The sequence below is a fragment of the Curtobacterium sp. PhB170 genome, from assembly GCF_003752345.1.
GTDB lineage: Bacteria > Actinomycetota > Actinomycetes > Actinomycetales > Microbacteriaceae > Curtobacterium.
The window spans coordinates 295509-319150 of the sequence record NZ_RJUM01000009.1; the positions used below are offsets into that span (position 1 = coordinate 295509).

Annotated in this window: 25 protein-coding genes; 12 read left to right on the plus strand and 13 right to left on the minus strand. The window is 70.8% G+C overall.

Features of this window, described 5'->3' with window-relative positions:
* Positions 1 to 96: 96 nt before the first annotated feature.
* From EDF40_RS05525 to EDF40_RS05545, 5 genes are all read right to left on the minus strand, one after another.
* Entirely contained in the window at positions 97 to 390 is a 294-nt protein-coding gene (locus tag EDF40_RS05525) for a Dabb family protein (protein ID WP_123338837.1), read from the minus strand.
* Positions 387 to 641, minus strand: coding sequence for a glutaredoxin family protein (locus EDF40_RS05530; protein ID WP_123338836.1), 255 nt, complete (start codon positions 639 to 641; stop codon positions 387 to 389). Before EDF40_RS05530 ends, EDF40_RS05525 begins: the two co-directional genes overlap by 4 nt.
* A gap of 84 nt (positions 642 to 725) precedes the next feature.
* Positions 726 to 824, minus strand: coding sequence for a 30S ribosomal protein bS22 (locus tag EDF40_RS05535; RefSeq protein ID WP_003792170.1), 99 nt, complete (start codon positions 822 to 824; stop codon positions 726 to 728).
* Positions 825 to 952: 128 nt separating this feature from the next.
* On the minus strand, positions 953 to 1147 hold the full coding sequence (locus tag EDF40_RS05540) for a helix-turn-helix domain-containing protein (protein WP_022902482.1): 195 nt from the start codon (positions 1145 to 1147) through the stop codon (positions 953 to 955).
* A 100-nt stretch (positions 1148 to 1247) separates the two neighbouring features.
* Positions 1248 to 1763, minus strand: coding sequence for a helix-turn-helix transcriptional regulator (locus EDF40_RS05545; protein ID WP_123292085.1), 516 nt, complete (start codon positions 1761 to 1763; stop codon positions 1248 to 1250).
* Positions 1764 to 1837: 74 nt separating this feature from the next.
* Here EDF40_RS05545 and EDF40_RS05550 point away from each other — a divergent pair, with 74 nt between their 5' ends.
* Together EDF40_RS05550 and EDF40_RS05555 are read left to right on the plus strand one after the other, a co-directional pair.
* On the plus strand, positions 1838 to 3271 hold the full coding sequence (locus tag EDF40_RS05550) for a TrkH family potassium uptake protein (RefSeq protein WP_123338835.1): 1434 nt from the start codon (positions 1838 to 1840) through the stop codon (positions 3269 to 3271).
* 22 nt (positions 3272 to 3293) lie between these two features.
* Complete coding sequence (locus EDF40_RS05555) at positions 3294 to 3959, plus strand: TrkA family potassium uptake protein (RefSeq protein WP_111084290.1); 666 nt, start codon at positions 3294 to 3296, stop codon at positions 3957 to 3959.
* Positions 3960 to 3971: 12 nt separating this feature from the next.
* Here the strand turns inward: EDF40_RS05555 and proC are convergent, their stop codons facing one another.
* Positions 3972 to 4802, minus strand: coding sequence for a pyrroline-5-carboxylate reductase (gene proC / locus EDF40_RS05560; RefSeq protein ID WP_123338834.1), 831 nt, complete (start codon positions 4800 to 4802; stop codon positions 3972 to 3974).
* 64 nt (positions 4803 to 4866) lie between these two features.
* Between proC and EDF40_RS05565 the strand changes: the two genes are divergently transcribed.
* Positions 4867 to 5823, plus strand: a complete 957-nt coding sequence (locus EDF40_RS05565) for a cation diffusion facilitator family transporter (protein WP_123338833.1) — start codon at positions 4867 to 4869, stop codon at positions 5821 to 5823.
* Between the two features lie 27 nt (positions 5824 to 5850).
* Here the strand turns inward: EDF40_RS05565 and EDF40_RS05570 are convergent, their stop codons facing one another.
* A complete protein-coding gene (locus EDF40_RS05570) occupies positions 5851 to 6282 on the minus strand; it encodes a nucleoside deaminase (RefSeq protein WP_123339051.1) in 432 nt (143 codons plus the stop codon).
* Between the two features lie 76 nt (positions 6283 to 6358).
* Here EDF40_RS05570 and upp point away from each other — a divergent pair, with 76 nt between their 5' ends.
* The 5 genes from upp to EDF40_RS05595 all read left to right on the plus strand — a co-directional run bounded on the left by upp (position 6359) and on the right by EDF40_RS05595 (position 11853).
* A complete protein-coding gene (gene upp / locus EDF40_RS05575; RefSeq protein ID WP_111084293.1) occupies positions 6359 to 6994 on the plus strand; it encodes a uracil phosphoribosyltransferase in 636 nt (211 codons plus the stop codon).
* Positions 6995 to 7491: 497 nt separating this feature from the next.
* Positions 7492 to 8262: a winged helix-turn-helix domain-containing protein gene (locus EDF40_RS05580; RefSeq protein WP_123292081.1), complete on the plus strand. Its 771-nt coding sequence runs from the start codon at positions 7492 to 7494 to the stop codon at positions 8260 to 8262.
* Between the two features lie 278 nt (positions 8263 to 8540).
* Positions 8541 to 9053, plus strand: coding sequence for a MarR family winged helix-turn-helix transcriptional regulator (locus tag EDF40_RS05585; protein WP_123338832.1), 513 nt, complete (start codon positions 8541 to 8543; stop codon positions 9051 to 9053).
* On the plus strand, positions 9050 to 10399 hold the full coding sequence (locus EDF40_RS05590; protein ID WP_123338831.1) for a deoxyribodipyrimidine photo-lyase: 1350 nt from the start codon (positions 9050 to 9052) through the stop codon (positions 10397 to 10399). The genes EDF40_RS05585 and EDF40_RS05590 overlap by 4 nt, the downstream gene beginning before the upstream one ends.
* Positions 10396 to 11853, plus strand: a complete 1458-nt coding sequence (locus tag EDF40_RS05595) for a serine hydrolase (protein ID WP_123338830.1) — start codon at positions 10396 to 10398, stop codon at positions 11851 to 11853. The genes EDF40_RS05590 and EDF40_RS05595 overlap by 4 nt, the downstream gene beginning before the upstream one ends.
* A 54-nt stretch (positions 11854 to 11907) precedes the next feature.
* Here EDF40_RS05595 and EDF40_RS05600 read toward each other — a convergent pair whose 3' ends face one another.
* Positions 11908 to 12879, minus strand: coding sequence for a carbohydrate kinase family protein (locus EDF40_RS05600; protein WP_123338829.1), 972 nt, complete (start codon positions 12877 to 12879; stop codon positions 11908 to 11910).
* A gap of 154 nt (positions 12880 to 13033) precedes the next feature.
* On the opposite strand from EDF40_RS05600, the gene EDF40_RS05605 reads away from it, so the two are divergent.
* Positions 13034 to 13609: a hypothetical protein gene (locus tag EDF40_RS05605; protein WP_123338828.1), complete on the plus strand. Its 576-nt coding sequence runs from the start codon at positions 13034 to 13036 to the stop codon at positions 13607 to 13609.
* Positions 13610 to 13693: 84 nt separating this feature from the next.
* Here the strand turns inward: EDF40_RS05605 and EDF40_RS05610 are convergent, their stop codons facing one another.
* The 5 genes from EDF40_RS05610 to EDF40_RS05630 all read right to left on the minus strand — a co-directional run bounded on the left by EDF40_RS05610 (position 13694) and on the right by EDF40_RS05630 (position 20097).
* Positions 13694 to 14308, minus strand: a complete 615-nt coding sequence (locus EDF40_RS05610; RefSeq protein ID WP_123338827.1) for a superoxide dismutase — start codon at positions 14306 to 14308, stop codon at positions 13694 to 13696.
* 44 nt (positions 14309 to 14352) lie between these two features.
* Complete coding sequence (locus EDF40_RS05615; protein WP_111084301.1) at positions 14353 to 14862, minus strand: flavin reductase family protein; 510 nt, start codon at positions 14860 to 14862, stop codon at positions 14353 to 14355.
* 225 nt (positions 14863 to 15087) lie between these two features.
* The gene (locus EDF40_RS05620; protein ID WP_123292076.1) at positions 15088 to 16611 is read right to left on the minus strand and encodes an MFS transporter; all 1524 of its coding nucleotides are present in this window, start codon (positions 16609 to 16611) and stop codon (positions 15088 to 15090) included.
* Positions 16612 to 17050: 439 nt separating this feature from the next.
* A complete protein-coding gene (locus tag EDF40_RS05625) occupies positions 17051 to 18082 on the minus strand; it encodes a LacI family DNA-binding transcriptional regulator (RefSeq protein ID WP_123338826.1) in 1032 nt (343 codons plus the stop codon).
* On the minus strand, positions 18061 to 20097 hold the full coding sequence (locus EDF40_RS05630; RefSeq protein WP_123338825.1) for an aldo/keto reductase: 2037 nt from the start codon (positions 20095 to 20097) through the stop codon (positions 18061 to 18063). The genes EDF40_RS05625 and EDF40_RS05630 overlap by 22 nt, the downstream gene beginning before the upstream one ends.
* A 202-nt stretch (positions 20098 to 20299) precedes the next feature.
* Between EDF40_RS05630 and EDF40_RS05635 the strand changes: the two genes are divergently transcribed.
* Genes EDF40_RS05635 through EDF40_RS05645 form a run of 3 tightly spaced genes read left to right on the plus strand, consistent with a single transcriptional unit; the run spans position 20300 to position 23552 of the window.
* Positions 20300 to 21610 (plus strand): ABC transporter substrate-binding protein, encoded by a 1311-nt coding sequence (locus tag EDF40_RS05635; protein WP_260212536.1) that lies wholly within the window; start codon positions 20300 to 20302, stop codon positions 21608 to 21610.
* Positions 21607 to 22641 carry a carbohydrate ABC transporter permease gene (locus tag EDF40_RS05640; protein WP_111084305.1) on the plus strand — a complete coding sequence of 345 codons (1035 nt, stop codon included), beginning with the start codon at positions 21607 to 21609 and terminating at the stop codon, positions 22639 to 22641. Before EDF40_RS05635 ends, EDF40_RS05640 begins: the two co-directional genes overlap by 4 nt.
* Complete coding sequence (locus EDF40_RS05645; protein ID WP_123292072.1) at positions 22638 to 23552, plus strand: carbohydrate ABC transporter permease; 915 nt, start codon at positions 22638 to 22640, stop codon at positions 23550 to 23552. The genes EDF40_RS05640 and EDF40_RS05645 overlap by 4 nt, the downstream gene beginning before the upstream one ends.
* The last annotated feature ends 90 nt before the right edge of the window (positions 23553 to 23642 follow it).

Sequence of the window (23642 nt, forward strand, 5' to 3'; positions counted from 1 at the left end):
GAACAGGAATGGTCGCCTCCCGATGTGGGAGGCGACCATTTCTGCTCACGAAGCGCCGCGGCGCACGCAGCGCCGGGGGCGGACGGGAGGCCCGGCTCAGCGCTGCCAGTCGATGGCAGCCCGCCCCGTGACCAGTCCACGGATCTCGGCTGCGGCAGCCTGGTGGTCCGGGTGCACCTGGTACTCGTCGAGTCCGGCGAGGTCGTCGAACGACGCGACGACGGCGACGTCGCTGTTCTTCTCCGGGTAGGCGACGTTCTCGACGACCTCGAGCGAACGGATCGACCCGATGGTGCCGGTCAGGCCGGTCAGGAGTTCACGGATCCGGGCGATGGACGCGGCGCGGTCGAGGTCTTCGCGCAGGGTCCAGGCGACGACGTGGGAGATCATGCGGGGGAACCGGCCTTCTCGAGGGCACGTGCGAGCCGGTCGGCGTCGACGTGCCAGTTGCTGTGGACGCGCCCGTCGACCAGCACGACGGGGATGTCCTCCGCGTACTCCTGGCGGAGGGCGTCGTCGTCGAGGATCGAGCGTTCCTGCAGCGTCACGCCGGGGTGTTCGGCGACGACGCGTTCGACCACGGGCCGTGCGTCGTCGCAGAGGTGGCATCCGGGCTTCGTCAGGAACGTCACTGCGGGCATGGCTCCAGCGTAGCCCGCGGTCCGCGTCCCCTGGGGAATGCGAAAGCCCCGGCGAACCGGGGCTTGACGCTGCAGGCTCGGGGCCTACTTCTTGTTGCGACGCTGGTGGCGCGTCTTGCGAAGCAGCTTGCGGTGCTTCTTCTTCGCCATGCGCTTGCGACGCTTCTTGATGACAGAACCCATGTGGACCTCGCTCGGACTGTGCTGATGTATCGGACACCGGGCCGTCGAGACCGCGGAAAATCAACCCGGCCGAGTCTACCGGAGGGCTGACGCGATGTCGAACGCGCCCGGAACGGACGGGTGTGCGCTCAGCCGACGTCTGCGATGCCGCCGCGCAGCACGTCGGCGACGGCTGACTCGGGGACACGGAAGGACCGGCCGAAACGGATGGCGGGGAGCTCACCGGCGTGGACCATGCGGTACACGGTCATCTTCGAGACACGCATCATCTCGGCGACCTCAGCGACGGTGAGGAAGCGCACGTCGTCGAAACTGCCGGTCATGATCCGCCTTCGGTGGCTCGCACGCGATCCGCGCACGGGTTTGGTGTGACCTGTGTGGTCACTGGTAACTGTAGAGGCGCGTGCGACCCAGTGTCCAGGTTCAGTCTTCGTCGCCGCGGCGCGTGAAGCGCTTGCGGCTGCGGTCGACGACACGCTCCCAGCCCTGCTGCGCACCGGAGATCGCCGCGGTGGCCCGGTAGGACGCCTCGGCCATGACACGCCCGAGCTCGGTCCCGACCTCGACGGTGGTCTTGCCGGCCGCACCGTTCCGGCGGACGGACACGGGCTGACCGTCGGGGGTCCAGGCCGTGGTCGCGGGCATGCCGTCGGCGTCGACCGCGCCGGTGAACGGCAGGACCCAGTCCTCCAGCGACACGAGCGGTTCCGGGTCGAGCCGGTAGAAGCGGTGCTGCCCTTCTTCGCGGCTGGTGACGAGCCCGATGTCGCGCAGGACCCGGAGGTGCTTCGACACGGTCGGCTGGCTGACGCCCAGTCGTTCGACCAGTTGCCCGACGCTGAGTTCCCCGCCGGTGACGTCCGATCCGTACGCGGCCAGGAGGGTCCCGAGCAGCTCGCGCCTCGTGGGGTCCGCCACGACGGAGAAGATGTCGGCCATGCGGGCAAGGCTAGCCGGGGCACCACGGATGTACCATGACGAACCGTCCCGACCCATGTCCTCGGAGGCATACGATGCTCGACCGTACCGAGCCGCTCCCGCGGCACGTGACCGTCACCCGACGACGCGGCGGACGGATCGCGACGGTCCTGCGCTCGTCGCCGTCACGTCTGGCGATCCTGGTGTTCGTCGCCCTCATCTTCGTGTTCACAGCGCTGTTCATGACCCCGTGGGCGGCGGCCGACGGAACCGGCACGCACTTCTCCGACGCACTGTTCACGGCGGCGTCGGTGGTCTGCGTCACGGGCCTCGCGACCGTCGACATGGCCACGCACTGGTCGGTGTTCGGCAAGGTCCTCGTGGTGATCGGGACGCAGATCGGTGCCGTGGGCGTCCTGACCTTCGCGTCGATCCTCGGGCTCTTCGTGACCCGCAAGCTCGGGCTCCGCGCGAAGCTCATGGCAGCCGGCGACTCGAACCCGCTCCGCACCCACCACGGGGCGGTCCCCGAGGGGCAGGCCGTCCGCCTCGGCGAGGTCGGCACCCTGCTCGCCACCGTCGCGGTGAGCACCCTGTCGATCGAGATCGTCCTCGGCCTGCTGCTGCTGCCGTCCGTGCTGATCGCCGGCATCCCGTTCTGGACCGCGGTCGGTGACTCCTTCTACTACGCCGCCATGGCGTTCACGAACACCGGCTTCTCACCGAACGCGGACGGTCTCGACCCGTTCGCCCACGACTACTGGTTCCTGACGCTCCTGATGATCGGTGTCGTCGCAGGGTCGATCGGCTTCCCGGTCATCCGCACCCTGACGAAGCAACTCCGCTCGCCGCGCCGCTGGCCCATCCACGTCAAGCTCACGCTGGCCACGAGCGCCGTCCTGCTCGTCGGCGGTGCGATCGTCTACACCGCGCTCGAGGCGTCGAACCCGACGACCTTCGGCGAGGAAGGCGCGGGACGGACCGCGTTCCAGGCCCTCTTCCTGTCGACGATGACCCGGTCCGGTGGCTTCTCCCTCGTCGACTTCGACCAGCTGAACGGCTCGAGCCTGCTCGTCACCGACATGCTCATGTTCATCGGCGGCGGCTCGGCGTCGACCGCCGGCGGCATCAAGGTCACGACGCTCGCGGTGCTGTTCCTCGCCGCGGTCGCCGAGGCCCGGGGCCGGCAGAGCATGGAGGCGTTCGGGCGCCGCATCCCGAGCGACGTGCTGCGGGTCGCGGTCGCCATCGTGCTCTGGGGCGCGACGATCGTGGCCGTCGCGACCGTGGTGCTCCTGCAGATCACGGACGATTCGCTCGACCGTGTCCTGTTCGAGGTGATCTCGGCGTTCTCCACCAGTGGGCTTTCCTCGGGTGTCTCCGCGAACCTGCCGGAGTCCGGCAAGTACGTCCTGGCCGCCACCATGTTCCTCGGCCGGGTCGGTACAGTGACCATCGCCGCAGCCCTGGCCGCGAGTCAGAGCCGGCAACTGTTCCGCCGCCCCGAGGAGAGGCCGATCGTTGGCTGACCGAACCCGTCCCCCGCACCCGATGGGTGCGATCAGTCACGACGCACCCGTGCTCGTCATCGGCCTCGGCCGGTTCGGCGCCGCCACCGCCGGTCAGCTCGAGCGGCAGGACCGCGAGGTGCTGGTCGTCGACACCGACCCGGGCCTGGTGCAGAAGTGGTCGGACCGGGTCACGCACGCCGTGCAGGCCGATGCGACCGACATCGACGCCCTGCGCCAGATCGGTGCGCAGGACTTCGCGATCGCGGTCGTCGGCACGGGCAGCGACCTGGAGTCGAGCGTGCTGATCACCGCGAACCTGGTCGACCTCGGCATCCCGCAGATCTGGGCGAAGGCCATCAGCCGGTCGCACGGCACGATCCTGTCCCGCATCGGCGCGAACCACGTCGTCTACCCGGAGCGCGAGGCCGGCGAGCGCACGGCGCACCTGGTGTCCGGGCGCATGCTCGACTTCATCGAGTTCGACGACGACTTCGCGGTGGTGAAGATGTTCCCGCCGCGGGCGGTGCGCGGCAAGGACCTCGCGACCACGGTGATCCGCACGCGGTTCGGCCTGACGGTGCTCGGCATCAAGCCGCCGGGCAGCCCGTTCGTGCCGGCGACCCCGGAGAGCATCATCGGCGAGAACGACGTGATCATCGTCTCGGGGTCCGAGACGGACCTGGAGCGCTTCGCCGCCTACGAGTAGTCCCGGACGCGGCTACGACGCCGCGATCTCCTCCGCGCGAGCGATCGCCGCGCGCGACGCGCGCCGGAACGTGTCGGCGAGGTCGGCGTCCTGCAGCACCGCGACGGCCCGCTCGGTGGTGCCCTTCGGGCTCGTGACGGCGCGCCGCAGGTCTGCGGGTCCGCGATCCGACCGGTCGAGCAGCTCGACGGCACCCCGGAGCGTGCCCTGCACCATCGTGGCCGCCTGCTCCGGGGTGAAGCCCAGCGCCTCGGCGGCATGCTGCCACTCCTCGACGAGCAGGAAGACGTAGGCCGGGCCCGAGCCGGACACCGCCGACAGGGCGTCGAGCTGCTCCTCGGGCACCTCGATCACCCGTCCTGACGCCGTGAACACCGACGACGCGAGCGCGACGGCCTCGGCGTCCGCCGAGGCGCCGGCGCTGATCCCGGTGACGCCGTGGCCGACGCCGATCGGTGTGTTCGGCAGCGCTCGGACGACGCGGACCCCGGCCGGCACGCGCGCCTCCATGCTCGCGGTGGTGGTGCCGACCGCGACGCTGACCAGCACCGCACCGGGCTCCAGGTCGGCGGCGACCTCGTCGAGCAGGTCCGCGATCATGTACGGCTTCACACCGACGACGACGAGTGCCGCGCCACGGACGGCCGAGCGGTTCGCGTCGGGGTCGGTGTCGCTCGCGGTGGCGTCGAGCCCGCGCTCCCGGTGGGCGGCCGCCGACGCCTCGGACTTCGTCGTGAGGGTCACGGTCGCCGGATCGAGTCCGGCGGCGAGCAGGCCGTCGAGGACCGAGCCGGACATGGAGCCGACGCCGAGCAGGGCGGTACGGGGCAGGTCGATCGTCATGCTCCCGACCCTACCGACCGGCCTCGCCTAGGATCGTCTTCCAGATCGGGAGAAGGGGACAGCTGTGAGCGCTTCAGGAGGCACGAAGGCGATCCTCGCCGCACTCGGTGCGAACGTCGGCATCGCGATCGTGAAGTTCGTCGCGGCGGCGATCAGCGGGTCCGCGTCGATGCTGGCCGAGGGTGTGCACTCCCTGGCCGACTCCGCGAACCAGCTCCTCCTGCTGCTCGGTGGTCGCCGGGCGCGCCGCGCTGCCGACGAGGAGCACCCGTTCGGCTACGGCCGCGAGCGCTACGTCTACGCCTTCGTCGTCTCGATCATCCTGTTCTCCGTCGGCGGCGTCTTCTCGCTCTACGAGGGCATCGAGAAGCTCGCCCACCCGCACCCGCTCGAGAACTGGTGGCTGCCGCTCGTCGTGCTCGTCATCGCGATCGGGCTCGAGGGCTTCTCGCTCCGCACCGCGCTGCAGGAGGCCCGCCCGCAGAAGGGCACGCTCAGCTGGGTCCAGTTCGTCCGCCGAGCCAAGGCCCCGGAGCTGCCCGTCGTCATGCTCGAGGACACCGCGGCACTGCTCGGCCTGGTGTTCGCACTCTTCGGCGTCGGGCTGACCGCGATCACCGGGAACGGGGTCTTCGACGCGATCGGCACGATCTTCATCGCCGCCCTGCTCATCGCCGTCGCTGTCGTCCTGGGCATCGAGACGAAGAGCCTCCTCGTCGGGGAAGGCGCGACCGCCGCCGACGTCGAGCGGATCAAGCACGCGGTGCTCGACGGCCCGGAGGTCGACTCGATCATCCACATCAAGACCCTGTACCTCGGTCCGGACGAGCTGATGGTCGGCGTGAAGGTCGCCGTCGACGGCGACCGCCGCCTGGGAGATGTCGCCGCGGGCATCGACACGGTCGAGCACCGGGTGCGATCCGCGGTGCCGATCGCCCGGGTCATCTACGTCGAGCCCGACGTGCTCCGCACCGGTCCGCGCCCGCCGACCGAGGCGATCGTCATCCTCACCGCTGACTGAGCGGCGCCCGCCTCAGCGACGCCCGGCTCAGCGCCGCCCGGCGAAGAACGCGTCGAGCAGCGCGGCGCACTCGCGTTCGAGCACGCCGCCGACGACCTCGGAGCGGTGCGGCAGCCGGCGGTCCCTGGCGATGTCGTAGACGCTGCCGGTCGCGCCTGCCTTCGGGTCCCAGGCGCCGAACACGACCCGCGGCACACGTGCGGCCAGGATCGCCCCGGCGCACATCGGGCACGGCTCGAGCGTCACGACGAGCGTGTGCTCGTCGAGGTGCCAGTCCCCCGTGACCGCAGCGGCCGCGCGGAGCGCGAGCACCTCGGCGTGGGCGGTCGGGTCCTGCAGCGCCTCGCGCTCGTTCCGGCCGACGGCGACGACCACGCCGTCGCGGTCGAGCACCACCGCCCCCACGGGCACGTCGCCGGTCGCCAGGCAGGCCCGGGCCTCGTCGAGCGCGCGCTGCATCGCCGGGACGAACGGACGGGCAGCGGGCGCTTCCACGGGACCTCCAGGTGGTCGGCAGCACGGTAGGCTCGACCCTATGCGAGTCCACGTCGCCGACCACCCGCTCATCACCCACAAGCTCTCGGTGCTCCGCGACCGGACCACACCCTCCCCCACGTTCCGCGCCCTGACCGAAGAGCTCGTCACGCTCCTCGCGTACGAGGCCACGCGGAACGTCCGGGTCACCGCGACGCCCATCGACACTCCCGTGGCGCACACCATGGGCGTCTCGATCGCCAAGCCGCGTCCGCTCGTCGTCCCGATCCTGCGTGCCGGCCTCGGCATGCTCGAGGGGATGGTCAAGCTCGTGCCGACGGCCGAGGTCGGGTTCCTCGGCATGGCCCGCAACGAGGAGACGCTCGAGCCGCAGACCTACGCTGAGCGCCTGCCCGACGACCTGTCCGGCCGTCAGTGCTTCGTGCTCGACCCGATGCTGGCCACCGGCGGGACCCTCGCCGCTGCCATCGACTTCCTGTTCGCCCGCGGCGCCGAGGAGATCACCTGCGTGTGCATCCTCGGTGCGCCGGAGGGACTCGCCATGGTCGAAGAGGCCGTCGGCGACCGCAACGTCTCGATCGTCCTCGGTGCCCTCGACGAGAAGCTCGACGAGAACGGGTACATCGTGCCCGGTCTCGGCGACGCCGGCGACCGCCTCTACGGTCTGGCCGAGTAGGCAGTCGACGTCACCGACGATCGACGGGAGGCCCGTGGCGACACCGCCACGGGCCTCCCGTCATCCGTCAGCCCGGTCCACCGCCACCGGTGCGCGGAACGCACCGTCTGCTCGGACGGTTGACACCACCTTGGTATACCGCCGATACTCGTCCCATGACTGCAACCGTGTCCACCCGCGTCCTCTCCGAGGTCCAGGGGACTGCCGGCATGATGATGCCGGTCGCCGTCATGCGTTGTCGAATGTGTGCCTGATCGGCACCCGTTCCAGCCGGATCCCCCGCGACACCACCCCGGTCGCGAGCGCGTGATCCCCGGGTGACGGACACCGTCGGCGACGCGCACCACGTCACGAGGTCTGTCTCCCGTTCCCCCGGGTCCGCCCCGGTCCGCAGCAGGACCGCAGGGCACATCGGCATCCAGCCGTACCCGGGTCGACGCATTCGACACCGCCGCCAGCGCCACACGCGCACCGGCCACATCGCCCGGAGAACCACCATGTCGCTCACCATCGCCCAGCCCCGCACCGCGCTCCGCACCGCCGCTCCGGCACCGACCGACCTCGGGACGGTCACCCCGATCCGTCCGCGTCCCGCGACGCCGGCCACGACGGGGCAGACGAGCGTGCCGACCAGCCCGGTCGTCGCACCGCAGCGCAACCGCTCCCTGCCCGAGGGCACCGAGGCCCGTGGCTTCGCGCTCTACGTCGGGATCGACGAGGCGAAGGCGGCAGCGGCCGGCACGACCCTCGCAGCCGTCGTCGAGCAGCTGAAGGCACTGACCGCGCAGCTGGTGCCGAACTCGGAGACCTACGCGGCCGTCGCCGTCGCCGCGGAGCAGTCCGGTGGCCGTGACGTCGACGTCGTCCGCCTGGCCCTGCAGGACCGGTCCGCGGTCGCCGCCCGCAAGCAGGCCGAGAAGCCCGAGCCGGAGGAGACGGGGGTCGTCATCGACATCTCCCGCAAGCGCGTCACGCTCGACGGCGACGCAGCGCCCCTGACCTACAAGGAGTTCGAACTCCTGCAGTTCCTGGTGCTGCGCGAGGGCCAGACGGTGGACCGCTCGGCCATCATCGACGGCCTGTGGTCGGACGGCGAGGACGAGACCCCGAACGAACGCACCATCGACGTGCACGTGCGCCGGCTCCGCTCCAAGCTCGGCGCGTTCGAGGAGATCGTCCGCACCGTCCGCGGCGTGGGCTACCGGTTCGACCGGCACGCCGACGTGGCCGTGCGCTACGCCTCGACGCCCTCGCCCGACCTCTTCTGATCCTGATCGGTCGCTCTTGGTGAACTCGCAGCGAACGACGCACGGGGAGGCTAGCGCGCCGTTACCGCTTCGTTATACAGTCGGTCGTGCAGACGGTGTTTGCTGTGGCACCGCCTGCGGAATGTGATTGCAGGAAACTCTTGGTGCAAGGGAGAGGGCCGGTCGCTCGGAAGAGCGGCCGGCCCTCGTGCATGTCCGAGCGCGTGCATGTCGAACCCGCGCCTGTCGGGGGCCGTCGGTAGTGTGGACGGACCGTCCGACCAGAGGGGAGCGCCATCGTGAGCGAGTCACGCCGCAGCGAGAAGGCGACCGCCGTCGCCGCCTGGGAATCACTGTTCCGCGCCCAGGTCACCGTGATGCGGAGCCTCAACGCGGACTTCCCCGGCGGCGAGATCTCCTTCAACGAGTACGACGTCTGCTTCAACCTGTCGACGCAGCCCGGTCGACGCTGCCGCATGCGTGACCTCACCGGCCACCTGCTCCTCACCCAGCCGAGCGTGAGCCGTCTGGTCGATCGTCTGCTCGCCCGCGGGATCGTCGAGAAGCAGCCGGATCCGTCCGATGCCCGCGGCGTCATCGTGGCACTCACCCCGCACGGGTTCGACGTCTACCGCCAGGTGGCCGTGCAGCACGCGGCGAGCATCGCGCAGCAGGTCGGCGCCGGACTGTCCGACGCCGAACTCCGCACCCTCACCGAGCTCTGCACGAAGCTGCGCCTCGCGGTCGGCACCGCCCCGGGCCGACGGGCCGTCGCGCGGTCGGTCTCCGAGTCGGACCCGGCAGCGGTGTGACCGGCGCGCTGGTCTGGCTCCGCGACGACCTGCGGCTGGCCGACAACCCCGCACTGCGTGCCGCGATCGACCACGGCGGCGACGTCACGGTGGTCTACGTCCTCGACGACGAATCCCCCGGCATCCGTCCCGCGGGCGCGGCGAGCCGCTGGTGGCTCCACCACTCGCTCACCGCGCTGGACGGCGAACTGCGTGACCGTGACTCGCGGCTGGTGCTGCGACGGGGTGCGGCCGCCGCGGTGATCGACACCCTCGTCGCCGACACCGGTGCCGACGCCGTGTTCTGGAACCGTCGGTACGGTCCGGCCGAGCGCGAGGTCGACGCCGGCATCAAGAGCGCCCTGCACGACCGCGGCATCGAGGCGCACAGCTTCGCGGCGAGCCTGCTCTGGGAACCGTGGACCGTCCGCACCGGACAGGGCGAGCCGTACAGGGTGTTCACCCCGTTCTGGCGCGCTGCCCAGGCGATGCCGGAACCACGGCACCCGCTCCCGAAGCCCCGCGACCTGCCCGCCCCGGCCCGGGTCGCGAGCGACGACCTGAGCGAGTGGGACCTGCTGCCGACCCGCCCCGACTGGGCCGGCGGACTCCGCGATGCCTGGGAGCCCGGCGAGCACGGCGCACACCAGCGGCTCGAGCACTTCGTCACCCATGCGCTCGAGGACTACGACCAGCGCGACGAACCCGCCATGGCCGCCACGAGCGACCTGTCCCCGCACCTGCGCTGGGGCGAGGTCAGCCCGTACCAGGTGTGGCACCGGCTGCACGGAGCGCTCGAGCCCGAGCAGCGCCAGAACGCCTCCGCCTTCCTGCGGCAGCTGGCCTGGCGCGAGTTCAACTGGAACGAGTACTTCCACTGCGAGGACATCACGACGATGAACGTGCGTCGCGAGTTCGACGCGTTCCCGTGGCGGGACGCCCCCGATGCCGAGGTCGACCGGTGGCGCACCGGGACGACCGGGTTCGACCTCGTCGACGCCGGCATGCGCGAGCTGTGGCACTCCGGCGCCATGCACAACCGCGTCCGATTGGCGACCGCGAGCTTCCTCGTCAAGAACCTGCTCGTCGACTGGCGGGTGGGTGAGCAGTGGTTCTGGGACACCCTCGTCGACGCCGACTCCGCCAACAACGCCGCGAACTGGCAGTGGGTCGCCGGGTCGGGCTTCGACGCGGCGCCGTACTTCCGGGTGTTCAACCCCGACCGACAGCTCGAGCGCTTCGACCCGCACCGCGAGTACGTACACCGGTGGGTGCCGTCGGACGAGCTCCGGCCCGAGCCGATGGTCGACCTCAAGGCGACCCGGCAGCGCGCCCTCGACGCGTACGCCGAGATGCGTCGGTCATGAGTCCGTGGGACGCCGCCGTCGCGCAGGTCGACGCGCTCTTCCGTGACCGTGTCGACCGTGGCGTCGCGCCGAGCAGTGCGTGGGGTGTGTTCGACCGGACGGGTCTCATCGCTTCCGGGGGCCACGGCGACCGCGGAGACGGGCAGCGGCCGGACGCCGACACCGTCTACCGGATCGCGTCGTGCACGAAGAGCGTCACCGCGGCGACACTGCTGACGCTGGTGTCCGACGGTCGACTGGACCTCGACGCGCCGATCACCGCGTTCGTCCCGGCGTTCGGCGCGGTGCCCCTGCCCACACCGGACTCCCCCGTGCCGACCGTGCGGATGCTGCTGACCATGTCGGCCGGCTTCCCCACCGACGACCCCTGGGCGGACCGGCAGGAGTCGATCAGCGACGCCGAGCTCGACGACGTCCTGCGTGGCGGTCTGCTGTTCGACTCCGTGCCCGGCACCCGGTTCGCCTACTCGAACCTGGGCTACGCCCTGCTCGGGCGGGTCGTCGCCGTCGTCACCGGCCGTCCGTTCACCCAGGCGGCACGTGACACCGTGCTCCGACCGCTCGGTCTCGACCACACGGTGTTCAGCGCGGCCGAGGCGCAGGGACCGGTCGTCACCGGGTTCCGCCCGCACGACGGCGGCTGGGAACCCCTGCCGATGACCGGCCCGGGTGCGTTCTCGTCGATCGGCGGACTGTTCTCCACCGTCCGCGACCTCGCACGGTGGGCGACGCACCTCGGGTCGGCGTCCTCCGACGCCCCGGAACCCGGCCCGGTCTCCCCCGCCGACCGCCGGCTCATGCAGCAGGCGATGCGGGTCGTGCCGTCGTCCGTCGTCCCCGGCTCGTCACGCGCCACGGCGTACGGCTTCGGGCTGTTCGTCGAGCAGGACGACCACTTCGGCGAACTCGTCTCGCACTCCGGCGGCTACCCGGGGTTCTCCGCACACATGCGCTGGTCCGCACAGACCGGTCTCGGTGTCGTCGCGTTCGAGAACGCCACGCAGGCGAAGGTCTCCGCCGCTGCCCAGCAGGCACACGACCTGTTCCTGAACGCAACGCGTCCGGCGGCGTCCGACGGGCACCCCGACACGACGACCGGACCGGTGCGCCGCCCCGGCGCCGAGCCGACCATCCGGGCGACGCGAGCGGCGCAGGTAGCTGTGACGGGCCTCCTGGCCGACTGGCAGGACGCCGTGGCGGACGCGGTCTGCACGCCGAACGTGGCGATGGACGTCCCCTACGACCGACGCCGTCGGGCGATCGCGGCGGCGGTGGCCGAGGTGGGCGCTGACCTGACCGCGGCTCCCGTCGCCGAGCAGTCGTCGGCGCCGTCGCACCTGCGGTGGTGGCTGCCCGGCACCTGCGGGCGCCTGCGCGTCGAGATCCGCCTCGCCCCTGCCGCGGCAGGACGCGTCCAGACCCTCACCGTCGTGGCGGAGCCCGCCGAGCGCTGACAGGGCGGGCGCCGACGGGCCGCACCGCGGCCGGGCTGCGCCGGCGACCGACCGTCACACCGGTGGGCGACCACCCACGAACCCGAGTGCTCGGGCCGCCACGCGAGTGCCCTCACGTGCAGCCGCTCCGACGCGCACGGGATCGGTCGCCCAGGCACGCACGAAGCCCGCGGCGAACGCGTCACCGGCGCCGACCGTGTCGACGACCGTGGCCGGCGTCGCGGGGACGCGGTGGACGCTCCGTCCGCGTCGCCCCACCAGCACGCCGTCGGCGCCCACCGTGACCACCACGAGCGGCACGTGCTCGGTGAGCCGCCGCACCGCGTCGTCGAGGTCGGTCGTCCCGGTCAGTTCGAGGGCCTCCTGCCGGCCGGGGAAGAGGACGTCGACGCCGACGAGGGCCTCGAGGAAGGCGGGGGCACCGACCGACCGGACGATCGCTGCCGAGGACGGGTCGAGCGACACCCGGGCAGATCCCGTCCGAGCGCGGGCGACCAGGGACGCGATGCGGTCGGCGCCGCCACCGAGCATCGCGTGCCCGGTCAGGTGCACGATGTCCGCGCGTCGGGCCACGGCCTCGGGGACGTCGGCAGCCGTGAGCTTCCCACTCGCGGCCGCGTCGGACATCGCCGTGCGGCCGCTGTCGTTGCGCACCGACACCACGACCCCGGTGGAGGTCATCGCGTCGTAGCGCAGGTGCGGACGGACACCGGCGTCCTCCAGCGACCGCTCGTGCCGGTAGACGTCGTCGACGCCCACCCGCGCGACGAGGTCCACCTCGGCACCGAGCCAGCCGAGCCAGGCGGCGGTGTTGCCGGCTGCACCGGTCGGTCGGTGGCGTATCACGGCGGCGGGGTCGTGCACCCCGATGGTGTGTGCGGTGGTCTGCACGAGCACGCCGTCCAGGACGTCGCCGACGACCAGGAACCGTTTTCCGGCGCCGCGACGGCGACCGGCGACCACCCGTCCGGCACGGGTGCCCTCGGGCTGCGACACGGGCACGGAGGCCTCTTGCGGCATGGACATCTGCCCCAGTCTACGGGGAACCGAGCAAAGCTCCGTTTTCGGGACCACTCGTACCCTCGTCGTGGTGGCCAATCACCCTACGTGACCGGTAACATACGCAATGCCACGATGTGGCGGGTCGTGTGCCCGCCGCCGACGATCCGACGGAGATGCCATGCCCCGGAAGCCCGACCCGACGCTCAAGCCGGCGATCCTCGAGAAGGTCACCCTGCACCTGCTGGACACCAAGCTCGAGGACGTCTCGGTCCGCAGCCTCGGTCGCATCCTGGGCACCAGTGCGTACCCGATCGTCTACCACTTCGGCTCCCGCGATGCCCTCATCGACTCCGTCGTCGTGCACCTGGCCGACACGGTCTGCCACGCTGCGCTCGATCCCGCGGCAGACCGCTCCGCCCTGGCTGACTACTTGGTGACCAGCTTCGGTCGCCTCGACGACCCGCACCGAGCCCTCGCCGCCCGGCTCACCTTCGAGCTCGGGTGCGTCGAGGCGATGGACGGCCGGGTCCGGCAACGCGGTCTGCACCGGGGCCACGTGGCAGCGGTCGCCGCGTGGTGCCTCGCACACGGCTACGACGCCGAGGCCGCCGACCGCGTCGCACGCGACGCCGTGACGACTGCCCGCGGCGCCCAGTGGACCGCGATCGTCGACCGGGAGCGCGCCGACACCGACGCCGCGCTCCGGGCGATCGCCGACCGGCTCGCCGCCGGCGCGGCAATCACCGCGGCGTGATGCACGAACGGGAGGCACGGTGCCAGCTGGCACCGTGCCTCCCGTTCGTCCGTCGGTCGCGTCACGCGACCCGCGGTCGGTGGATCAGAGCGTCACGAACGACTGCGACTTCGCGTTGGCGAAGCGCGCCGCGACGTTCTCCCAGTCGACGATGTTCCAGACGGCCTTCACGTAGTCCGCCTTGACGTTGAGGTAGTCGAGGTAGAAGGCGTGCTCCCACATGTCGAGCATGAAGATCGGCACGAGGCCGAACGGCACGTTGGCCTGCTGGTCGAACAGCTGGAACGTGGTCAGCTTCTGGCCGACGGTGTCCCAGGCCAGGACGGCCCAGCCGGAGCCCTGGATGCCGTTCGCGACGGCGGCGAACTGCGCCTTGAAGGTGTCGAACGAGCCGAAGAACTCGTCGATCGCCGCGGCGAGCTCGCCCTCGGGGACCTTCGTGTCCGGGCCGAGGTTGGTCCAGAAGATCGAGTGGTTGACGTGGCCACCGAGGTGGAACGCCAGGTCCTTCTCGAGCTTGTTGATCGCACCGAAGTTGCCCGACTCGCGCGCTTCACCGAGCTGCTGCAGCGCGGTGTTCGCTCCGGTCACGTAGGCCTGGTGGTGCTTGTCGTGGTGCAGCTGCATGATCTTGCCGCTGATGTGCGGCTCGAGTGCGGCGTAGTCGTACGGCAGCTCCGGCAGGGTGTACTCAGCCATGTGAGGTCCTTTCGATCAGTGGGTTGCGGATGGGATTCCGCGGCTCACGAGAGCCGGGAACGATCGGTGAGGGAGTGGAATTCCCGGTTGTGGTAGACCAGCGGCTCGCCGTGCTCGAGGCCGACGACGATGTCGAGGACCTCGGCGACGACGACGGTCGAGCTGCCGATCGGGGTCGTGGAGAGCGGGCGGCACCGCAGCGCGCTCGCGGCACTGGGCAGGTAGCGGTCACCCGAGGGCAGGGTGCCCCAGATCGGGTCGTCGGCGGTCGGGCTGCCGGTCGAGGCGAACCGCCGGGCGAGCGCCACGCTGAGCGAGTCGACCAGGTGCACGACGAAGACCGGGGCACCGAGCACGACCCCGGCGGACCCGGAGTTCGTGGACAGCGAGAAGACGAGGACCGGCGGGTCCACAGCCACGCTCGCGACGCTCGAGGCGGTGAGTCCGGTCGGACCGTCCGGTCCCTCGGCGGTGATGACGGCGACGCCGGCCGGGTGCCCGCGGAACGCGGACTTGTACGCTTCGGCGATGTTCGCCGGGGCTTCGTCGGGCATGGTGTTCGTCGTCGTTCCTTCGTGCGGGGGTGTGCCGTCACTGGGCGGGCATGTCCCAACGTATGACCTGAACCATGGTTGAGGTCAACGATTCACAGGTTCGACGGCTCCCGGGCGCGCCGTGGCGGTGATTTCGTGAGCAGAAATGGTCGGGTCGCGTGGCGCAACCCGACCATTTCCGCTCACGAAGCGGCGCGCGTCAGCGGCGCGCGTCAGCGGCGCGCGTCAGCGGCGCTTGAGCATGACGACGGCGCCTGCGGCAGCGATCACCATGAGCACCGCGGCGACGCCGGCCGTGATCGTCACGCCGGAGTCGAACGCCGCCCGCGCCGACTCGAGGAGCGCCTGGCCGGCGCCGCCACCGAGGGACGACGCGGCGGACACCGCACCGCCGAGCGTCTCCTGGGCAGCGGTGTGCGCCGTCGAGCTCAGTCCGCCGGGCACCACGACGTGCGCCCGGTAGGTGGTCGCCAGGATCGTGCCGAGGACGGCCGTGCCGAGCACCGCACCGATCTCGTACGCCGTCTCGGACATCGCGGACGCGGCACCGGCCTTGTCCGCCGGAGCGGTCGAGATGATGAGGTCGTTCGTGACGGTCTCGGACGCCCCGATGCCGATGCCGAGCAGCACGAACGCGAAGGCCAGTGCCGCGATCGACGCGTGGTGTCCGAGGACCGCCACGAGGGCGTACGCCGCGGCCGAGAACAGCAGGGACACCGACACGACCCAGCGCGGGGCGACCCGTGCGACGACCGGCACCACCGCGAGGCCTGCGACGATCGTGAGCACCGATCCGGGGATGAGCACGACGCCCGAGGCGAACGGATCGAGCCCCGCGACGAGCTGCAGGTGCTGCGCGATGAAGAACAGGAAGCCGGTCAGCGAGAACATCGCCATCAGGTTCATGAGCACGCTGCCGGTGAACGCCGTGCTGCGGAACAGGCGCAGGTCGAGCATCGGGGTGCGGGACCGCAGCTGCCGGCGGACGAACGCGATACCGCACACGACGCCGACGGCGAGCATCGCGACCGCGAACCCGCGCTCCTCCGGGTGCACGAACGACTTGATCGCCCAGGCGATCGGCGCCAGCGCACCGAGGGACAGGAACATGCTCGGCACGTCGACCGGCCCCGGCATCGGGTCGCGCGACTCCGGCACACAGAACGGGACGCCGACGAGCATGAGCACGAGGATCGGCACCGCGACCAGGAAGACGCTGCCCCAGTGGAAGTGCGCGAGCAGCGTGCCACCGACGAGCGGACCGAGGGCGTTGCCGGCCGCGAACATGGTCGACCACACGGCCAGCGCCATGCGCCGCTCCCCCGCGTCGACGAAGACGTTGCGGATGATCGAGAGCGTCGCGGGCATGAGCATCGCGCCGAACACCCCCATCGCGATCCGTGCGGCGACGAGCATCCAGGCGTCGGTCGCGAAGGCCGCGGCGACGGAGAACAGCGCGAAGCCGGTGGCCCCGATCACCAGGATCCGACGGCGGCCGATCCGGTCACCGATGCTGCCCATCACGACGAGCAGCCCGGCCAGGACGAGCGGGTACGCGTCGACGATCCAGAGCTGCGTGGTGGCGTCCGGGTTGAGCGCACGACTGATCGACGGCAGCGCGAAGCTCAGCACGGTGTTGTCCACCGAGATGAGCAGGACCGGCAGCATCAGCACGGCGAGCGCGAGGAACCGTCGGGCGCGGCTGCCGGTGACGCGGGTGGCGATGGGACTGGTGAGCAGTGCGGACACGGCGGACTCCTGGGACTTCGAGCCGGACCTGGTCGACGGCGGGCGGTGCGTGGGGCAGACGAGACGGGACGCGGGATGGACACGCGCCCCGTCAGGACTCCGTCAGTGTACCGTCTGGACGGTTATGGTTGCAAATGCAACCAACAGGCTGACGGGAGGCCCGTGGCGGGCTCGCCACGCGCCTCCAGTCCGACGGCTGGTCCCGCCCAGGGCGGGAGGCTGGGGCGACGGCACGACCTGCGTCCGGTGCCGGGGTTCCGGTGCCGGAGTTCCGGTGCCGGGGTTTCGGTGCCGGGGTTCCACAACACGCCGCGTGGTCTCTGCCCGGGTTCCGATGTCGGGCGGCCTGAGCGCCGACATGCCGAGATTTCGGAACCTCGGGGGCGGGACCGGGGCGGGGCGGGGCGCGCCTGCGGGGGCGGGCGGGCGGGGCGCGCCGTCAGGCGGAGTCGCGGACCAGCAGGCTGTGGCGCACGGTGCGCTGCACTGCGGCGCCGTGCCGCGGCAGCTCACCGGCGAGCATGCCGAGCGCGAGCGCGAGGGCCTCACGCGCGACGGCGTCGAGGTCGACCGCCAGGGTCGTCAGCATCGGCGACACCAAAGCGCCGAGCGGCAGGCCGTCGACGCCGACGACCCGGACCTCACCGGGGACGTCGACGCCCGCGCGGCGGCAGGCCTGCAGCACGCCGAGCGCCATCACGTCGTTGAAGGCCAGGATCGCGTCGAGTCGGCGCTTCCGAGCCAGGATCCGCACCGTCTCGTCGGCACCGCACTCGGCGGTGCCGTGCGGCGCGTGCACGAGCTCCGGCAGGTAGCCGCGGCGGTGCAGCGCGTCCAGCATGAGCAGGCCGCGGGCACTCGTGTGGTCCGGCGACGAGTTGTCGAGCACGACGGGGTGCCGGACCCCGGTGGCCACCAGGTGGTCGGCGAGGGCCTCGATCGCGTCGGCGGGGTCGATCCACACCGCCGCCGTGGGCGGGTCGGATGACGGGTCGAGCTCGACCATCGGCACGTTGCCGAGGAGCTCGCTCCACCGGTGCCGGCGCGAGCCGAGGTAGCCGATGACCACGTCGGTCTGCGCACCGAGCGCCTGGACCATCCGGTCGGCGTCGCTCGCCAGGTCGACGTCGGCGAGCATGACGTTCCACCCCTGCTCGGCGGCGAGCCGGAACACGGCGGACGCGAGCTGGGGCGTGTACGGGTTCCGCAGGTCGTTCACGACGAGCCCGAGCTGGTGGTCCCCGCCGGTGACCAGCCCGCGGCCGAAGCGCGACGGCCGGTAGTCGAGCGCCGCCGCGACGGCGAGCACCCGTTCCTTCGTGGTCGCGCTGATGCCGGACATGCCGTTCATCGCGCGGGTGACGGTCTGCCGGGACACCCCGGCGGCCGCGGCGACGTCGATGATCGTCGCGCGGCCGCCGGAGTGCGGGCCGTCCGGTGGCGACTGGGTCAGTCGCGGAGGTCCAGCCATGCCACCTGTTCCGGGGTGAGGTCGACGGAGAGGCCCGTCATGGACGATCGGGCTTCCGCGATCGTACGCGGTCCGAAGAGCGGGAACGTCGGGAACGGCTGGTTGAGCACGTACGCCAGGGCGATCGCCGTGGCGGGCACGCCGAACCGGTCGCCGAGTTCCCGCGCGCGACGGAGCCGCTCGAAGTTCTCGTCGCTGTAGTAGCAGCGGACGAGCTCGGCGTCACTGGTGTCATCCGGCGTCGCACGACCGGTGAAGAAGCCACGGGCCTGCGACGACCACGGCAGCAGCGGGACCTGACGCTCCTCGAGCCACGCCTTCGACGCGGCGTCGGTCGCGTGCTCGCAGCCGTCCCACGGCACGTCGTAGGCCTCGGCCAAGCCGAAGTGGTTGCTGAGGACCTCGAACTCGTGCTTGCCGTTCGCCCGTGCGTAGGCGTTGGCCTCGTCGAAGCGTGCCGGCGTCCAGTTCGACCCGCCGTACACGCGGATGCGGCCGGCGCGGCGGTGCTCGTCGAGGACGTCGACGAACTCCCCCACCGGGATGTCCGGGTTGTCGCGGTGCATCATGTAGATGTCCGCGTAGTCGGTGCCCTGGCGCTCGAGGCTCTCGAGCAGCTGCTTCGTCAGGGACTCCGGGTCACAGAACGGCGTGTGCGCACCCTTCGTGATGACGACCACGTCCTCGCGGACGCCGCGGTTCTGGATCCACTTGCCGAGCCGGCCCTCGAGCACACCGCCGCCGTAGATGTAGCCGGTGTCGAACACGTTGCCGCCCTGCTCGACGAACAGGTCGAAGATCGCGCTGGCGTGGGCGAGGTCGGGCTGGTTGTCGACGCCCATCACCAGGCGCGACAGCCGCTTGCCGACACCCGGGATCTCGCCGTACTGCATGGGGTTGCCGTCCTGCACCCGGAGCGGCCGACCGCTCACGGTGGGGATGTCGGCGGACTCGGCCTCGAACGGGTAGCGCAGGCCGATCGCGGCGCGCCACTTGTCGAGGGTGCGAGCGGTCGCGAGCGACTCGTCGATCGTCATCTGTGCTGCCTCGACCGCACCGGCACGCAGGGCGTCGGTGGTGGCGTCGGCCTCACGTGCGTAGGGGTGCTCGCCGGCGAAGGACAGCGTGCGCGGGTCCTCGTCGACAGCGTGCACCTCGATCGTCGGGTCGGCGCCGAGGGTCCACGGGTCGGCGAGCAGGAGGCGACCGCGCGTGCCGTACACCGCGACCGCGTTGTCGTCCTGCACGAAGACGCCGGTGCGGACGGAGGCGGTGATGCCGCCGCGGTAGGTCAGCTGCGCGACGGTCCACTCGTCGACACCGGTCGGCCCGAGCGTGCCGGTGGCGGTGAGCTCCGTCGGCTCGGCGACGGCGACACCGGTCGCGGCCTGCACGATCGCGGCGGCCATCGTCACCGGGTACCCGCCGACGTCGAGGATCCCGCCGCCGGCCGTGTCGACGTCGAACAGTCGGCCGGTCCGCTCACCGGTCCGGAACGCGAACGAGGCGTCGATGTGCGTGACCTCGCCGATCACGCCGTCCCGCACGAGGTCGAGCAGTGCGGCGGTCTGCGGGTGGAAGCGGTACATGAAGGCCTCGACCAGCGGCAGGCCGGCCTGGCGTGCGGCATCGGCGAGCGCCATGGCGGTGCCGTGGTTCGGGGCGAGGGGCTTCTCGCACAGGACGGCCTTGCCAGCCTCGAGCGCGGCGAGGACGAGCCGCGCGTGCCCGGTGTGCACGGTCGACACGTACACGGCATCGACGCGCGGGTCGGCGAGGACCTCGTCGTAGGTCGCAGCGGAGACGTCGGCGAACCCGAGCTGCGCGGCTTCGTCGGCGAAGGTCTGCGCTCGCTCAGTGGACGAGCTGCCGGCGGCCACCAGTGCACCACCGCTCGCGGGCAGCTGGGAGAGGAAGCGGCGGGCGATGCCCCCGGGGCCGAGGACGGCCCAGCCGGGGCGGTCTGCGACCGTCGGAGTCGGGGTGCTGGCGGTGTTCGCGGTCTGCGCTGACATGCGGATCCTTGTCGTCTCGTGAACCTTCACGGTCACCACGACGCTAGTGCCACACGCCCGGCGGATCAATGCGGAAGTGCTTGACACGGCGTGTCTCACAGAGGATGCTCTGGACCACTTCGTGAGCGTTCACGGTCGAACGCTCCGGGGACCCGGTATCGCTGTTTCCAACCCGATCTCAACGACGAGAGCAGGTAGTTTCGTGACGTCATCTCCATCGATCAGTCTCAGCAGGCGGGGGTTCCTCGCCGGCGCAGGTGCCCTCGGAGCCCTCGCCACCACCGCCTTGTTGGCCGGGTGCTCCACGAGCACCGCCATCTCCAAGGACCCTGACGAACTCGTCCTCTGGTACTGGAACCGGTCGCTCGACCCGAAGTTCCTGCGGCAGGCCGCCGGGGGGATCGCCGGGCAGGGGTCCAAGCGGCTCCGCCCCGACCTGATCGGCGGCGCCTCGTACGACACCAAGTTCCGGACGGCACTCGCCGGCAACGCGTTCATCCCCGACGTGCTGATGGTCAACTCGAACTGCTGGCTCTACTTCCCCGACGAAGACCTGTTCACCGACTTCGACGACCACGGCGGCGCGACGAAGCGAGACGAGTACTACGACTGGAAGAGCGCGCTCGGCCGGACGCCGAGCGGCCGGCAGTGCTTCTGGCCCGTCGACACCGGACCGACCGGCTTCTTCTTCCGGCAGGACGTCCTGGCGAAGGCCGGGCTGCCGACCGACCCGGACGAGGTCTCCGACGCGATCGCGACGTGGGACGGGTTCCGCTCCTTCGGCGCGAAGATCCGGAAGGGTGCGGACGCCGCGACGGTCATCACCGCCAACCAGCTCTTCAACCAGTACATCTACGCGAGCCCCACGCGGTACTTCGACCGCGACGACCAGCCGGTCTTCGAGCAGGACGACAGCTCGGTGCGGCAGGCGTGGGAGAACGCCGTCGCCTGCGTCCGTTCCGGCCTCACCGGCAACCTGCAGTCCGGCACCGACCAGAACGCCGGGTGGGTGTCCGGCCGGGTCGCGGGACAGATCGAGGGCGCGTGGTGGACGCAGGTCATCCACGACACCGCTCCGGACGCCGCCGGCACGTGGCGGGTCGCCCGGCAACCGGATCGCCCGGGCAACAGCGGCGGGTCGTTCCTCGCCGTCCCGAAGACCTCGAAGGACCCGGCCGCGGCCGCCGCGTTCGCGCAGTGGATCACCTCGCCCGAGGTGCAGTCGCACACGTACAACGACATCCAGCTGTTCCCCTCCACCCCGGCGTCGTTCGACAACGGGATCATGCGGAAGCCCGGCGACTACTTCGGCGACCAGGACCCGCTGGCGTTCTTCAACGCCTCGGCGATGGACGTCCCGGTGACGTACATCTCGAACTCCGAACGGTTCATCGGTGCGTTCGCGACGGAGATCACGAACGTCGAGGCCGGGGGCAAGGACCCGGACCGCGCCTGGCAGGACGCCGTCGACCAGACCAACCGGGTCCTCGACAAGCGGGGGGTCCGCGCATGAGCACCAAGCAAGCACCACCGACCACGAGCATCCCCGCGGTCGTCGGGACCCCGACGTCCTCCATCACCACCGCAGCGACCGGCAAGCGGTACGGGCTCCGCCGGTTCTGGCCGCAGTACGTCGCGATCGCGCCGTTCTACGTGCTCTTCCTGGTGTTCGGGCTGTTCCCGATCGTGTTCTCGATCGTGCTGTCGTTCACCGACTGGGACGGGGTCGGCTCCCCCGCGTTCGTCGGTCTGGCCCAGTACCAGTACCTGCTCGGCGACCCGCGGTTCTGGAACGCCGTCGGCAACACGTTCCTCATCTGGGTCATGTCGACGATCCCGATGCTGTTCCTCGCGCTCGTGCTCGCGTTCCTGCTGCACGGCAACATCCGGGCGAAGGGCTTCTACCGCGTCGCGTTCTTCGTGCCGAACGTCACGAGCATGGTCGCGATGGCGATCGTGTTCGGCTCGGTGTTCTCCGACGGCTTCGGCCTGGTGAACGCGGCACTGCGCGCACTCGGTGCGGACCCGGTCGGGTGGCTGTCGTCGTACTGGGGCATCAAGGTCACCATCTCGGTGATGGTGATCTGGCGCTGGACGGGCTACAACGCGATCATCTACCTGGCCGGACTGCAGTCCATCTCGACCGAGTTGTACGACGCCGCGAAGGTGGACGGCGCGAACGCGTGGCAGATCTTCTCGCGCATCACCGTGCCGCTGCTGCGCCCGGTGATCCTGTTCACCCTCATCACGTCGACGATCGGTGGGCTCGGGCTCTTCACGGAGCCGCAGATCCTCTTCAACGGACAAGCGGTGGGCGGCCCCGACGAGGCCGGCATGACGATCGTGCTCTACCAGTACGAGCAGGCGTTCAACCAGTTCGACTTCGGGTACGGCTCGGCGATCGCCTGGGTGCTGTTCCTGTTCTCCGTGGTGTTCGCGATCATCAACTGGCGTCTGCTCAGTGAACGCGACGGCCTGAAGACCCCACGACGACTCCGCGTGGCCCGCACGGTCCGCACCAGCACGAAGGGGGTCGACGCATGACCGCGACACCGACCACGACGACGACCAACACCGCTGCAGCACTCGGGCGACCGGGCGCCGCGGGGAACGACCGTGGCCGCGGGTTCCGCCGCGGCTGGCTCGGGACCGCCGTCACGCACCTCTGCCTGATCATCGGGGTGCTGCTGTCGATCTTCCCGTTCTGGTGGCTGCTCGTGATGTCGACGTCGACGAACGCCGAGATCTTCGGCTACCCGCCGTCGCTCTGGTTCGGGGACAACGCCCTCGCGAACGTGGCGTCCGTGTTCAGCAACGTGGACATGCTGCGGGCACTCCTGAACACCGTGCTCGTGGCCGGCAGCACCGCCGTCCTGGTCATGCTGTTCGACTCGCTCGCCGCGTTCGCCTTCGCGAAGTACGAGTTCCCGTTCAAGCGCACACTGTTCACCGTCATGCTCGCCACGTTCCTGGTGCCGGGCAGCCTGTCGCTGGTGCCGAGCTTCGTGCTCATGGCGAACCTCGGGTGGATCGGTGGTCTGCAGGCGCTCATCATCCCGGGGGCGGCGAACGCGTTCGGCATCTTCCTGCTCCGGCAGTTCGCCACCTCGTCGATCCCGAACGAGGTGATCGACTCGGCCCGGGTGGACGGAGCGGGGTTCTTCCGCACCTGGTGGTCGGTGGCGGTCCCGATGCTCCGCGGCGGGCTCGCGTTCCTCGGCATCTTCACCTTCATCACCGCCTGGAACGACTACGTCTGGCCGCTCATCGTCCTCATCGACCCGAAGGGGCAGACCCTGCAGGTCGCCCTGGCCGGACTGAGCTCGGTGAACGCGACCGACCTCGGGGCGGTGATGGCCGGCGCCGTGATCAGCGTCTTCCCGCTCATCGGCGTGTTCATCATCGGCTCGCGCCACTTCATCGCCAACATCGCCGCAGGAGCGCTGAAGGGCTGACGCGCCGAGCGCCCCGACCGGCAGGGTGCAGGCGTCGCGGGACGGCCCGCGACGCCTGCACCTGCTCGTGCACAACTCCTCCTAGACTCG

Coding starts and splice junctions, on each gene's coding strand:
- EDF40_RS05525 (WP_123338837.1), bottom strand. CDS start 390: ATGATCTCCCACGTCGTCGCCTGGACCCTGCGCGAAGACCTCGACCGC.
- EDF40_RS05530 (WP_123338836.1), bottom strand. CDS start 641: ATGCCCGCAGTGACGTTCCTGACGAAGCCCGGATGCCACCTCTGCGAC.
- EDF40_RS05535 (WP_003792170.1), bottom strand. CDS start 824: ATGGGTTCTGTCATCAAGAAGCGTCGCAAGCGCATGGCGAAGAAGAAG.
- EDF40_RS05540 (WP_022902482.1), bottom strand. CDS start 1,147: ATGACCGGCAGTTTCGACGACGTGCGCTTCCTCACCGTCGCTGAGGTC.
- EDF40_RS05545 (WP_123292085.1), bottom strand. CDS start 1,763: ATGGCCGACATCTTCTCCGTCGTGGCGGACCCCACGAGGCGCGAGCTG.
- EDF40_RS05550 (WP_123338835.1), top strand. CDS start 1,838: ATGCTCGACCGTACCGAGCCGCTCCCGCGGCACGTGACCGTCACCCGA.
- EDF40_RS05555 (WP_111084290.1), top strand. CDS start 3,294: ATGGGTGCGATCAGTCACGACGCACCCGTGCTCGTCATCGGCCTCGGC.
- proC (WP_123338834.1), bottom strand. CDS start 4,802: ATGACGATCGACCTGCCCCGTACCGCCCTGCTCGGCGTCGGCTCCATG.
- EDF40_RS05570 (WP_123339051.1), bottom strand. CDS start 6,282: ATGCAGCGCGCGCTCGACGAGGCCCGGGCCTGCCTGGCGACCGGCGAC.
- upp (WP_111084293.1), top strand. CDS start 6,359: ATGCGAGTCCACGTCGCCGACCACCCGCTCATCACCCACAAGCTCTCG.
- EDF40_RS05580 (WP_123292081.1), top strand. CDS start 7,492: ATGTCGCTCACCATCGCCCAGCCCCGCACCGCGCTCCGCACCGCCGCT.
- EDF40_RS05595 (WP_123338830.1), top strand. CDS start 10,396: ATGAGTCCGTGGGACGCCGCCGTCGCGCAGGTCGACGCGCTCTTCCGT.
- EDF40_RS05600 (WP_123338829.1), bottom strand. CDS start 12,879: ATGTCCATGCCGCAAGAGGCCTCCGTGCCCGTGTCGCAGCCCGAGGGC.
- EDF40_RS05605 (WP_123338828.1), top strand. CDS start 13,034: ATGCCCCGGAAGCCCGACCCGACGCTCAAGCCGGCGATCCTCGAGAAG.
- EDF40_RS05610 (WP_123338827.1), bottom strand. CDS start 14,308: ATGGCTGAGTACACCCTGCCGGAGCTGCCGTACGACTACGCCGCACTC.
- EDF40_RS05615 (WP_111084301.1), bottom strand. CDS start 14,862: ATGCCCGACGAAGCCCCGGCGAACATCGCCGAAGCGTACAAGTCCGCG.
- EDF40_RS05625 (WP_123338826.1), bottom strand. CDS start 18,082: ATGGCTGGACCTCCGCGACTGACCCAGTCGCCACCGGACGGCCCGCAC.
- EDF40_RS05630 (WP_123338825.1), bottom strand. CDS start 20,097: ATGTCAGCGCAGACCGCGAACACCGCCAGCACCCCGACTCCGACGGTC.
- EDF40_RS05640 (WP_111084305.1), top strand. CDS start 21,607: ATGAGCACCAAGCAAGCACCACCGACCACGAGCATCCCCGCGGTCGTC.
- EDF40_RS05645 (WP_123292072.1), top strand. CDS start 22,638: ATGACCGCGACACCGACCACGACGACGACCAACACCGCTGCAGCACTC.